The sequence below is a fragment of the Sinorhizobium chiapasense genome (genome assembly GCF_045277575.1).
In the GTDB taxonomy this organism is placed as follows: domain Bacteria; phylum Pseudomonadota; class Alphaproteobacteria; order Rhizobiales; family Rhizobiaceae; genus Ensifer; species Ensifer chiapasense_A.
The window spans coordinates 456,702-469,072 of the sequence record NZ_CP144205.1 but is presented as its reverse complement, the minus strand read 5'-3'; the positions used below and the strand labels follow the sequence as shown (position 1 = coordinate 469,072).

9 protein-coding genes and 1 pseudogene are annotated in these 12,371 nt (G+C 62.4%); 3 read left to right on the top strand and 7 right to left on the bottom strand.

What is annotated here, in order from left to right; all coding sequences use genetic code 11:
- Positions 1–48: 48 nt before the first annotated feature.
- Together QM996_RS02200 and QM996_RS02195 are read right to left on the bottom strand one after the other, a co-directional pair.
- A complete protein-coding gene (locus QM996_RS02200) occupies positions 49–1,035 on the bottom strand; it encodes a bifunctional riboflavin kinase/FMN adenylyltransferase (protein ID WP_500269100.1) in 987 nt (328 codons plus the stop codon).
- Between the two features lie 13 nt (positions 1,036–1,048).
- Positions 1,049–1,897, bottom strand: coding sequence for an HAD family hydrolase (locus tag QM996_RS02195; RefSeq protein WP_500269099.1), 849 nt, complete (start codon positions 1,895–1,897; stop codon positions 1,049–1,051).
- A gap of 237 nt (positions 1,898–2,134) precedes the next feature.
- On the opposite strand from QM996_RS02195, the gene groES reads away from it, so the two are divergent.
- The 3 genes from groES (at position 2,135) to QM996_RS02180 (ending at position 5,233) form a co-directional block, all read left to right on the top strand.
- Positions 2,135–2,431 carry a co-chaperone GroES gene (groES, locus tag QM996_RS02190; RefSeq protein WP_012706990.1) on the top strand — a complete coding sequence of 99 codons (297 nt, stop codon included), beginning with the start codon at positions 2,135–2,137 and terminating at the stop codon, positions 2,429–2,431.
- Between the two features lie 81 nt (positions 2,432–2,512).
- The gene (groL, locus tag QM996_RS02185; protein WP_429812245.1) at positions 2,513–4,153 is read left to right on the top strand and encodes a chaperonin GroEL; all 1,641 of its coding nucleotides are present in this window, start codon (positions 2,513–2,515) and stop codon (positions 4,151–4,153) included.
- A gap of 630 nt (positions 4,154–4,783) precedes the next feature.
- Complete coding sequence (locus tag QM996_RS02180) at positions 4,784–5,233, top strand: hypothetical protein (RefSeq protein WP_500269098.1); 450 nt, start codon at positions 4,784–4,786, stop codon at positions 5,231–5,233.
- Between the two features lie 113 nt (positions 5,234–5,346).
- On the opposite strand, the gene QM996_RS02175 is transcribed toward QM996_RS02180, so the two are convergent.
- The 5 genes and pseudogenes from QM996_RS02175 to QM996_RS02155 all read right to left on the bottom strand — a co-directional run bounded on the left by QM996_RS02175 (position 5,347) and on the right by QM996_RS02155 (position 12,370).
- Positions 5,347–8,145, bottom strand: a complete 2,799-nt coding sequence (locus QM996_RS02175; protein ID WP_500269097.1) for a bifunctional diguanylate cyclase/phosphodiesterase — start codon at positions 8,143–8,145, stop codon at positions 5,347–5,349.
- A gap of 209 nt (positions 8,146–8,354) precedes the next feature.
- Positions 8,355–9,578 carry an NAD(P)/FAD-dependent oxidoreductase gene (locus QM996_RS02170; protein ID WP_500269096.1) on the bottom strand — a complete coding sequence of 408 codons (1,224 nt, stop codon included), beginning with the start codon at positions 9,576–9,578 and terminating at the stop codon, positions 8,355–8,357.
- A gap of 89 nt (positions 9,579–9,667) precedes the next feature.
- Positions 9,668–10,375, bottom strand: a pseudogene (locus QM996_RS02165) (glutathione binding-like protein).
- Between the two features lie 160 nt (positions 10,376–10,535).
- Positions 10,536–11,231 (bottom strand): ATP phosphoribosyltransferase, encoded by a 696-nt coding sequence (gene hisG / locus QM996_RS02160; RefSeq protein ID WP_500269095.1) that lies wholly within the window; start codon positions 11,229–11,231, stop codon positions 10,536–10,538.
- Entirely contained in the window at positions 11,228–12,370 is a 1,143-nt protein-coding gene (locus QM996_RS02155; protein ID WP_500269094.1) for an ATP phosphoribosyltransferase regulatory subunit, read from the bottom strand. Before QM996_RS02155 ends, hisG begins: the two co-directional genes overlap by 4 nt.
- Position 12,371: the final 1 nt, after the last annotated feature.

The window sequence follows — 12,371 nt, the reverse complement described above, 5'->3', positions numbered from 1 at the left end:
TTTTCGGCCTTTTGAAAAGGTCCGCCACCACACCTATGCCGAAATCTTTTATCGGGCGAAGTTGAGCTTACGGTCGATGTCGCCGAGCGGCTGCACACCGGAGAGCAGCGCGCGCGCCTCGGCTTCGTCCTGACGGATCTGCGCCACCAGCGGATCGAGCCCGTCGAACTTCAGCTCGTCGCGCAGGTGACCGAAGAAGGTGACCGTACAGATCTCGCCGTAGAGATCGCCCGAAAAGTCGAAGACGAAGGTTTCGAGCAAGGGCTCGCCGTCGCTGTCGACCGTCGGGCGGCGCCCGAAGCTTGCGACACCGTCATAGAGCGAACCGTCGGCCCGGCGGAAACGCACGGCGTAGATGCCCGGCCTCAGCTCCACCTCAGGCGCAAGCCGCATATTGGCGGTGGGAAAGCCGAGCTCGCGGCCGAGCTTCTTGCCGCCGATCACCTTCGCCTCGACGAGGTAGCGATAGCCGAGCATGCCGGCAGCTTGCGAGACATCGCCTTCGCCGAGCAGCGAGCGGATATAGCTCGACGAGATGACCGATGCGTTTTCGTCGCGGAAGGCATCGACCAGCGTCACGCCAAAACCGTTGTCGCCGCCGGCGGCCATCAGGAAGGCGGGGCCACCCTCGCGGCCCTTGCCGAAGTGGAAATCGAAGCCGGTGACGACATGCGAGGCGTGCAGCCATTCGAGCAGGATGCGATGGATGAAATCCGATGCGGAAAGCTGCGAGAAGGTGCGGTCGAACGGATATTCAATGACGGCGCCGAAACCCATGCCTTCGAGGATACGGGCCTTCAATGGCGCCGGCGTCAGCCGGAAGACCGGGGTTTCCGGACGGAACACGGTTCTCGGATGCGGCTCGAAGGTCAGGACCAGCGCCGGCACACCGCGCGCTTTCGCCTCTTCCAGCGCCCGATTGAGTACCGACTGGTGACCGCGGTGCACGCCGTCGAAGTTACCGATCGCGACGACGCCGCCGCGCAGATGCTCCGGAAGCGGATCACGGGTCTCGTTGCGATGAAAAACCGTCATCTCCGTCTTCCCGTCAGGCGAGCCGCGGCATCCAATACTTCGGCGAGGCGCCCTCCTTCTTCAGGAAGGCGGCGAGCTTCGCCTCGTCGGTCCGACTTTCATTCATGTACTCCTGGGCGTGGATGCCGGCGCTGATGTAGAGCAGATCGAAGCCAGCATCCTGGGCACCCTTGACGTCCGTCGGCATGCCATCGCCAACGGCGATCACGCGCGACAGGTCAAGCGCGCCGCGCACGGCCTTCGCCTCGGTCAGCGCCGCGCGGTAGATGGCGATATAGGGCTTGCCGGCGATCCGTGCCTCGCCGCCCAACTCCTCATAGAGCTTGGCGATCGCGCCGGCGCAAGGGATCAGCCTGTGGCCGCGCTCGACAACGAGATCGGGATTGGCACAGATGAACGGGAGCTTGCGCTTGGCGAGGCCCGTCAGCGTCGCGCGGTAATGCTCCGGCGTTTCGGTCTCGTCGTCATAGAAGCCGGCGCAGACGACCGTCTCAGCGTCTTCCGACGACACGATCTGCGTTCCGAGACCTTCGAGCAGCGGCAGGTCCCGCTCGGCGCCGATGAAGAAAATCTTCTTGTCGGCGGCAGCGATCAGCGCCCGCGTCACGTCACCCGAGGTCACGATCCGGTCATAGGCTTCGTCGGGAACGCCGAGACCGCGGATCTGGATCTTCACACCCGGATGCGGACGGGGCGAATTGGTGATCAGCACCACCGTCAGGCCGGCGGCGCGCGCCTCGGCCAACGCCTCGCAGGCGGAAGCAAAGGCCTGCACGCCATTGTGAAGAACACCCCAGACATCGCACAGTACGACGTCGTAGCGTCCGGCGATTTCCCGAAAACTGTTGATCCTTGCGGCCATCCTGGCTTCCTGCAAACACGGTTTCCGGCTTGCATGGCAAGGAAGGCACAAGAATACAAGTGTCGCCGTTGGAAAAAGGGAACCCTTCCCGGGCAAAAAATCTAAGGGCCAATCCTTGACTCGTTCCGGAGCGAGCCTTATCTCGGCGTCGCTGGCACTCGACAAAAGAGAGTGCTAACACCCATCCGTCGGATCGGTCAGCGATCCGTAATGTCATTTGATCGAGGGATTAGACTAATGGCAAGCACCAATTTCCGCCCGCTGCACGACCGCGTCGTCGTTCGTCGCGTCGAGTCTGAAGAGAAGACCAAGGGCGGCATCATCATTCCGGACACCGCCAAGGAAAAGCCCCAGGAAGGCGAAATCGTGGCAGTCGGCTCGGGTGCTCGTGACGAAAGCGGCAAGGTTGTTCCGCTCGACGTCAAGGCTGGCGACCGTGTCCTGTTCGGCAAGTGGTCGGGCACCGAAGTCAAGATCAACGGCGAAGACCTTCTGATCATGAAGGAAGCCGACATCATGGGCATCATCGGCTGATCGGCCGGTAACCCCCTTCCCAATTCTTCCCCCGTTTGAAACCGGGCCTCGCCCGGAATTTCGACAACAGGAGCTTTCAAAATGGCAGCTAAAGAAGTCAAGTTCGGCCGCACCGCGCGTGAAAAGATGCTGCGCGGCGTCGACATCCTCGCCGACGCAGTGAAGGTAACGCTCGGCCCGAAGGGTCGTAACGTCGTTATCGACAAGTCCTTCGGCGCACCGCGCATCACCAAGGACGGCGTTTCGGTCGCCAAGGAAATCGAACTCGAAGACAAGTTCGAGAACATGGGCGCCCAGATGGTGCGCGAAGTCGCTTCGAAGACCAACGACATCGCAGGCGACGGCACCACCACCGCTACCGTTCTCGCCCAGGCAATCGTTCGTGAAGGCGCCAAGGCTGTTGCCGCCGGCATGAACCCGATGGACCTGAAGCGCGGCATCGACCTCGCCGTTGCAGAAGTCGTCAAGGACCTGCTCGCCAAGGCCAAGAAGATCAACACCTCGGAAGAAGTTGCCCAGGTCGGCACGATCTCCGCAAACGGTGAAAAGCAGATCGGTCTCGACATTGCCGAAGCAATGCAGAAGGTCGGCAACGAAGGCGTCATCACGGTTGAAGAAGCCAAGACCGCCGAAACCGAACTCGAAGTCGTCGAAGGCATGCAGTTCGACCGCGGCTACCTGTCGCCCTACTTCGTCACCAACCCGGAAAAGATGGTCGCCGACCTCGAAGACGCCTTCATTCTCCTCCACGAGAAGAAGCTCTCGAACCTCCAGGCCATGCTCCCGGTTCTCGAAGCCGTCGTTCAGACCGGCAAGCCGCTCCTCATCATCGCTGAAGACGTCGAAGGCGAAGCTCTTGCAACGCTCGTCGTCAACAAGCTGCGCGGCGGCCTGAAGATCGCTGCTGTCAAGGCTCCGGGCTTCGGCGATCGCCGCAAGGCCATGCTCGAAGACATCGCCATCCTGACGGGCGGCACGGTCATCTCCGAAGACCTCGGCATCAAGCTCGAAAACGTCACGCTCGACATGCTCGGCCGTGCGAAGAAGGTTTCGATCTCCAAGGAAAACACGACGATCGTCGACGGCGCCGGCCAGAAGGCCGACATCGAAGGCCGCGTCGCCCAGATCAAGGCCCAGATCGAAGAAACCTCCTCTGACTACGACCGCGAAAAGCTGCAGGAACGCCTTGCCAAGCTCGCTGGCGGCGTTGCCGTCATCCGCGTCGGCGGTGCAACGGAAATCGAAGTCAAGGAAAAGAAGGACCGCATCGACGACGCCCTCAACGCGACGCGCGCTGCCGTTCAGGAAGGCATCGTACCGGGCGGCGGCACCGCGCTGCTGCGTTCGGCTGCAAAGCTGACCGTCAAGGGCGAAAACGACGACCAGGAAGCTGGTGTCAACATCGTTCGCCGCGCTCTGCAGGCTCCGGCCCGCCAGATCGCTGAAAACGCTGGTGACGAAGCTTCGATCGTTGTCGGCAAGATCCTGGAAAAGAACGAAGACAACTTCGGCTACAACGCTCAGACCGGCGTCTTCGGCGACATGATCACCATGGGCATCATCGACCCGGTCAAGGTCGTTCGCACGGCTCTGCAGGACGCAGCTTCGGTTGCTTCGCTGCTGATCACCACCGAAGCCATGATCGCTGAACTGCCGAAGAAGGATGCCCCTGCTGGCATGCCGGGCGGCATGGGCGGCATGGGCGGCATGGACATGATGTGATAAGGCGTAAGCCTTTCACAGCATCGTCCATAAAGCTTCGCCCATGCGCTTAAAGCGGTTCAGCGCGTCAAGCGCGCTGAACGGCGGCATGGACATGATGTGATAAAGGCGTAAGCCTTTCACAGCATCGATCCATCTGGATCGGAAAGGCGGCCCTCGGGTCGCCTTTCTTGTTTTTTATCAATACCATTGTTCGGCAGAGCACCCTGCAGCCTAGCCGCGGGCGCAAAAATTCCACCGGTTGTAGTCGGGCTTCAAAAAACCGTTGAAGTCGAAAAAAAACGAACTATAACAGCGCCCCAAGTGAACGGAGATTCACAGGAGACTGGATAGCGGATCAAGGCGGGCGGCCAATCGCTTAAGCTTTTTCGTATTAACCGTGTATCCGGAATCTCTTCGAGAAAATCACGATAAGCATATAAGTATTTAATCGCAAATTTAGCCGCCCTCTCCAGCGAAATCACTTCGTCAGAGAGCTTCAATACTATCTCGCGACCTTTCGAGTGGTGAAACGCCCACGGTCAGTGGCGTGCGCTTCCATATTGGTCGATGGTAGGCGTGATTTGCACAATGGGACGTGTTTTCTTGAGGCGCCGATGAGGACGCCCAGGAATGCTGCTGGGGTAGACCGTGTTCAAGATCACGAGAGCAAATTCCGTTCCCCTCGGCTTTCCGGGCCAGCCGCATCTCGATCTGCCGCACCATGAGTTCCTGCAACAGTTCTGCGCGTCGGAGGGATGGTCGGGCGACTTGTCCACCGGACTGTTCCGGCTTGGTGAAAAGGCTGCCGCCATCCACGGCCTTCGCGACGGCGAATGCGGCCTGCTCAACTTCGTGCGCTGCTACGACCCGGCCGATCGCAACCATGTGCTCGAACTTTTCGAGCAGGCGGCGACAAGCTGCTCGTCCTTCTGCTTTTCGACGACGATCGCGCTCGAAGAACACGGCCAGAAACAGCCGCTGTTCTGCATCGGCGAATCCTCGGGCCTCGAACAGCGCTATTCCGGCACGATCACAGGCGTCTTCTTCTTCCCGCGCTTCCTGGTGGAAGGTGCCGGTCGGACATTGCTGCGGCAATAGCGCAAGCCTTGACCCTGCCGACGGTTGGCGTCGACAAGGCGTGAAATCCCCGCAAGAAATGGTGCGCGATCGGTGAACGCAGCAGACGCGACCCTTGACGATGCGCCGCCCGATCAGGCGGCCGCCGCCTCGTCGTCGCCGCTGAACAGAAGCGTTATCGGGGCCGGGCGTCCGAGCAGGTAGCCCTGTGCCTCGTCGCAGCCTTCCGCCTGCAGGATATCGAGCTGCTTCTGCGTCTCGACGCCCTCGGCAAGAACCGGCACGGACAGGCTCTGACCGAGCGCCAGGATGGCGCGAACGATCGCCTTGGCCTGCGGACTGCCCTCCACCTCCCACATGAAGCTCTTGTCGAGCTTGATCTTGTCGAAGGGGAACGACCGCAACGTTTCGAGCGAGGAGTATCCCGTGCCGAAATCGTCGATCGCGATCGTCACGCCGAGCTCCTTGATCTGTCGCAGCGTCAGCAGCGCGCGCTCCTTGTCGTCGATGATCGTCGATTCCGTGATCTCGAGCTCCAGCCGGTTCGGGTCGAGCCCGGTTTCGGCAAGCACGCCCTGCACCAGGCTGACGATATCGCCGTTGGCGAGTTGGACCGGCGACAGGTTGACGGCAATCTTGTGGTTGCTCGCCCAGCCTGCGGCCTCGCGGCAGGCTTCGCGCAGCACCCATTCGCCGATCGGCAGGATTGCCCCGCACTCCTCTGCGAGCGGGATGAACTCGTTCGGCGGTACCATTCCGCGTTCGGGATGATGCCAGCGCAGCAGCACCTCGTAGCCGATGACGGTGCCGGTCATCACCGACTTCTGCACCTGGTAGTGCAAGGCAAGCTGCCTCTTGTCGACGGCATCCCAGAGATCGTTTGCGAGCGCACGGCGCTGGCGCGCCGCTTCGTCCATCGAGACCTCGTAGAAGCAGACCGTCTGGTTGAGCGCGGCCTTCGCCCGGTACATCGCAAGGTCGGCATTGTTGATCAGCGTATCGGCCGTCTCCGCATCCTGAGGATAGATGGCGACGCCCATGCTGCCGCCGGACTTCAGCTCGAAATCGCCGAAACGCATTTCCTCGTGCAGGCTCTTTTCGATACGGCGCAGGAAGTCGTTGAGCTCGGCCAGTTCCTCGAAACGCTTCACCGCAGCGAACTCGTCACCGCCGAGGCGCGCTACGAATTCGCCCTCCTGCAGCAGCCCCTTCACACGCTGGGCAATCGTCACCAGAACGAAATCGCCGGCGGCATGGCCATGCAGGTCGTTGACTTCCTTGAACTTGTTGAGGTCGATGCCGATGACGGCAACCTTGCGGTTGAACCAGGCTGCCGCATCCAGTTCCTCTTCGAGGTAGCTGTTGAACTGGAGCCGGTTCGGCAAGCCGGTCAGGCTGTCGTGACGGGCGAGGAAGGTAATCTGCTCCTCGGTGTCCAGCCGCTCGGTGATGTCTTCATAGGTGCTGACCCAGCCGCCGTCGGGAAGCGTGCGATGCTTGGTCAGGATCGAACGGCCATTCGCCAGCTTTTCGACGATGTCGCCCCCGCCCTTGCCGACCATTTCGATCCGGTGTTTCTGGTAGAGTTCCTCGGCCTTGGCCCGCGCAATTTCGGGCTCGGCGTAAATGCGGGAGAAGACGATATCGAGAATCTCGCGGAAGGTGAGCCCTTTGCCGGCGAGCGTCTCGGAAAAGCCGAAGATCTCGCGGCAGCGCCGGTTCGACAGCAGCAGCCGGTCATCGCTGTCGAACAGGCAGATACCCTGCGACATGTTCTCGAGCGCGACATCGAGGTTGTTGCTGACCTCGGCGATGCGATCGGCATCGGCCTTCGCCTTGGTGACGTCCTTGACGATCTTGATGAAGCCGGCGTGCTTGCCGTCCTCGTCAAGGAACGGATCGATCACCACATGCGCCCAGAAACGCGAGCCGTCGCTTCGATAGCGCCAACCCTCGCTCTCAAACTTGCCCTCGGCCACGGCAGCCTCGAGTGCGCGGCGCGGCAGGCCGTTGCGCTGATCGTCTTCGGAATAGAAGCAGGCGAAGTTCTTGCCGATGATGTCCTCGGCCGCATAGCCCTTGTTGGCCTCGGCACCGGCATTCCAGCTCGCCACGCGGCCATCGACGTCGAGCATATAGATGGCGTAGTCCTTCACGCTGCGGACGAAGCGCGTGAATTCGCGTTCGGCGGCGGCGGCGGAGAGCTCAGCATGATGGGCAAAGCCGGCCGCAACCAGCACCAGGGACAGAAGGAAGAAGGCGGTTCCGGCAATGACGAAGGCGAGGAGATGCGGCTGGATCATGCCTTCAAGGGGCGGAGTGACAAGACCGACTTCGATCGTCACGGCGCCCATGGCGGTGAAATGCAGCGCGACGATCCCGAGCGTCATCAGGAGCGTCGCGATGATCTTCGCCTGCTGCGGCTTGCGGACACACGCAATCGTCCGCAGCGCACCGATGTCGAACAGCGAGCCGAGCACGATCGACGCGACAACGAGCGTGGCGTCCCAGCGCAGGTTGCCGGGCACGTCGAGGGCGGCCATGCCGAGGAAATGCATGCAGGCAACGCCGGCGCCGAGCACCAGGCCGCCGACAATCCAGGCCAGCCGATCCTGCAGACGGGTCGCGATGAGCAGCGCTGTCGTCGTCAGCACGATCGCAATGGCCAACGATAGGGCGGTCAGGTCCATCTGGTAGCCGAGGACGACACCAGGATCGTAGGCAAGCATGGCGATGAAATGCGTGGCCCAGATACCGAAGCCGCTGGCAATGCCTGCCGCTACCGCCCAGATCGTCCGCGCCTTACCGGACGATCCACGGGCGCGCTGCAACAGCGTCACCGCGCCGTAGCTGGACAGGAAGCAAATGAGCGCCGCCAACGCGACCAGCTTCGGATTATGCTCCACAACGAGGCATGTAAGGACCTTGAACATCGCAATCGCCTAAATCAAAAACCGCTGGGGAAACGAGACCTCCCGCCTCCCGTTAAGCGACCTCTGTTGGCGCCTGGTGACTTAAGGAAATGATAAATCGCAGTTCGGCCCGGCAGATTGCGAGGGAAAACAGTCGTTTCGTCGTTAACGAAAATTGAATCGGACCGCCCCCAGGTTGCACTGGATACGCAGCGCCGCCAGGCGTGGCCCTATGCCTGAGACAGCAGCGCCTTGAGGTCCGTTTGCGGGTCGGCGATGACGGCCCGATCAGGATTGATGCCGGTTTCAAGCAGCTTCTTGCCGGTCACATAGGCCTTGGCGTCATTGATCGCGTCGACCGCGATCAAGCGTCCCTGCTTGAAATACCAGACGGACACGCTGCCCTCGCGCTGACCGGGTCTGACGATCGTTTCGTCATGGCCGAGACCGAGACCGGCGATCTGCAGCTTGACGTCGTACTGATCGGACCAGAACCACGGCTTGGGCTCATAGGGGTGTATGCTGCCAGCAAGGATCGCGGCGACGGCCTCGGCCTGATCGACGGCGTTCTGCACCGATTCCAAACGGATGCGCATGCCTTCCCAGGGAAGCACGGCACAATCGCCCATTGCGAAAATGGCGGGGTCGGCGGTTCGCCCGAAGGCATCAACGACGATGCCGCCGACGGTTTCGAGGCCGGCATCGTGCGCCAGGCGGTCGTTGGCGGTCACGCCGATCCCGACGATGACGACGTCGACGGGCAAGGTCGAGCCGTCCGACAGCTCCGCTGCGGTCACCCGGCCGTTTGCGCCGACGAGACGATTGAGGCCGGTACCCTCGCGGATATCGACGCCGCGGGCCCGGTGGATGTCCCGCACGAGGCCGGATGTCGCCGACGAGGCGACGCGCTGCAGGATGCGGTCGGCCATTTCGATGACCGTGACTTCGAGCCCGCAGGTCCGGGCGACGGCCGCCGCTTCAAGACCGATGTAACCGCCGCCGACGACGAGGGCGCGCCGGCCGGGCTTCATCTCCTCGGCAAGGCGATCCGCATCCCTGAAGTCGCGCACGACGAACACGCCCTCGAGGTCGCCGCCGACGGAAGCCGGCAGCCGGCGCGGCGTCGCGCCAGTGGCAAAGGCCAGCACCTCGTATTCGAGCAAGGACCCGTCGCTGAGCGTCACGCGCTTGGCTGCGCGGTCGAGGCCGGTCACAGTCGTCTCGAGGCGGATGTCGACATTGTGCTCGCCGTACCAGACTTCAGGCCTGTAGAGCAGCCGGTCGAGGCTCAATTCGCGCAGCAGATATTTCTTGGAAAGCGGCGGACGTTGATAGGGCAGGCTCGCTTCGGCGGCGACGATGGTGATCGGCCGCTCATCCTTCAGGGCACGGAGCTTCGCAACCAGGGCAAAGGCGGCCTGACCGCCACCGACAACAACAAGCCTTCCCGACACGCTTTTCACCTGCTTCTTATTCAAATGTACGGCAAGGCGTAGCCTTGCGCCCGAGCTTCGTCAACTCGGGCACATGGCCACGATTGTTGCTATTCCTTGCGCGGCACTTCCATGCCCTTTAGAGCCGCAGGGCGCGACAGGCCGCGCTCGACCCAGGCCATCACGTTCGGAAAGTTCTAGTAATCGAGCACCTCGGCACCGCCATAGAACCTGCGTGCGCCTTCGACCCAGGGGAAGGTGGCGATGTCGGCGATGGTGTAATCGTCACCCATCAGCCATTGCCGTCCCTCAAGGCGCGCTTCGAGCACGCCGAGGAGACGCTTCGATTCGTCGCGGTAGCGCTCGACGGGATAGGAGTTGTTGGCGACCTTGTCGGCGGCAAACTTGAAGAAATGGCCGAACTGGCCGAGCATCGGGCCGATGCCACCCATCTGGAACATCACCCAGCAGATGGTCTCGTAGCGGCCGGCCGCATCAGCCGGCAACAGTTTGCCGGTCTTTTCCGCCAGATAGATAAGGATCGCGCCGGACTCGAAGAGGCCGATCGGCTTTCCGTCCGGACCGTTGGGATCGATGATCGCAGGGATGCGTCCATTCGGGTTGAGCGAGAGGAACTCCGGCGATTTCTGCTCGTTGGCATCGAAGGCGATCCGGTGGGGCTCATAGGTGAGACCCAGCTCTTCGAGCGCGATCGAGACCTTCACGCCATTCGGCGTCGGCAGCGAATAAAGTTGGATGATATCTGGGTTTTTCGCCGGCCAGCGCTTGGTGATCGGGAAGGCGGAAAGATCGGCCATGAAGGTCTCCTGGAACGGAATGGCGGGGAACGGCAGAGATGCCGTCGGCGCGACTTACATAGGACCGGAGGGCGCGCTTTTTGAGGGCCCTACTTTAATTATTGCAGGTCCTCGCGGCCACCGGGATTGCCGTAGGTCCCGCCCTGTCCCGTTCGCAGCTTCAAAGCACGCCGCGAACCGCCGCGATAATTCGCGCCACGACCGGGTTTCCGTCATGGCCCACCTTGCGCGCCCGCACCAGGCAAGCCTCGGAACGCAGGATCACGCCATCCGTCAGGATCTTCAGATGGTTCGCCTTCAGCGTCGAGCCCGTCGAGGTGATATCGACGATGATGTCGGCCGAGCCTGACGCCGGCGCGCCTTCGGTGGCACCGAGGCTTTCGACGATGCGATAGAGCTGGATGCCGTGGCTTCCCGAGAAATGGTTCTGCGTCAGCCGCCAGTATTTGGTGGCGATCGCCAGGCGGCGGCCATGGCGGGCACGAAAATCCGCAGCAACGTCGCCGAGGTCGGCCATGGTGTCGACGTCATACCAGATCTCCGGCACTGCGACGACGACATCGGCATGACCGAAGCCGAGGCGGGCACAGAACTCGACGCGGGCGTCGGCATTGGCGAGCCCCTCGCGTACAAGGTCCTCGCCGGTGACGCCGAAATCGATCGAGCCGCTACCGAGTTCGCGGGAAATCTCCGAGGCCGAGAGGAACGCGATCTCCACATCGTCCACGCCTTCGACCCGGCCGCGATAGGAGCGATCATTGCCGACGGCGACGATCTTCATGCCGGCCCGTTCGAAGATTGCCGAGGCGTCATCCTTCATCCGCCCCTTGGACGGCAGGGCGATGGTGATGGTCATTGAGCGCCTCCTTCAGAGGCAATCGCCTTTTCGATGCGGTCGAGCCAGAGCGAGAAACCGACGGCCGGAATGTGTTCACGGGCGCCGAGCAGTGTCAGCAGCCGGTCGAAGCGGCCTCCGCCGGCCAGCACCGCCTGGATACCATCGACTTCCACCTCGAAGACGAGACCGGTGTAATAGTCGAGCGGGCGACCGAAGGCGGCGCGATAGCGGATCGCGCCGATGTCGGCACCGATCTTGGAAAGCGCGGCGACACGGGCATCGAAGCGGACGAGCGCGTCATCGAGCTTGAGGCCGGATTTCTTGGCGAAGGCGAAGAGCGCGGCCGGAGCATCGGCGAGCGGGACGTCGAGCGCCAGGAACGCGCCAACCTGATCCAGCGTCTTGCGATCGAGCCGCGTATTCGCCAGTTCCATCTTCTCCTTCAGCCGCCGGGCGATGTCCTCAGGCGAGCGGCTGGCATTGGTGGAGTAGCCGGTCGCCTCCATCGTCTCGCCGATATGGGCGACGAGGCGGGCTTCATCTTCAAGCAGTCCGTCCATCGACAGACGTACCACTTCAGGACCAAAGACACCGACGGTGCGCGGATGGGCGAGCTCCGTGAGCAGCTTCTGCAGATGCTTCTGGTCGCCGAAGGCATGGATCAGCCGCTTCTGCCAGCCGGCCGGCAGGCCGCAGGCGCCGACGACGGCTTCGAACACCGCCTGGTCGCCCAGCGTCACGTTGAGGCGCCGTCCCGGCAAGCGGTTGGTAACGACACGCATCGCATCACCGACAGCGCGCGCATCGGCGGCAGCGGTATCGGTGTCGCCGAGATCCTCGATGCCGGCCTGGTAGAATTCGTTGCCGCCCTCGCGGCGCTGGCGGAAGACCTCACCGAGATAGGCGTAGCGCTTCGGCGTGCCGGTCACCGCCTCGATGTGGCGCAGGCAGACGGGAATGGTGAATTCCGGGCGCAGGCAGAGGCTTTCGCCTGTCTCGCTCTCGGTCATGAAGATGCGGCGGCGCAGATCCTCGCCAGCCATGGCGAGGAAGGGTTCGGCTGGCTGGATCACCGGTGTGTCGACGCGCAGCGTGCCGAGGCTCTCGAACTCGGCAAGCAGCTCGTCGGCGAAGGCGGGCAGATTGATCAGGGCCATG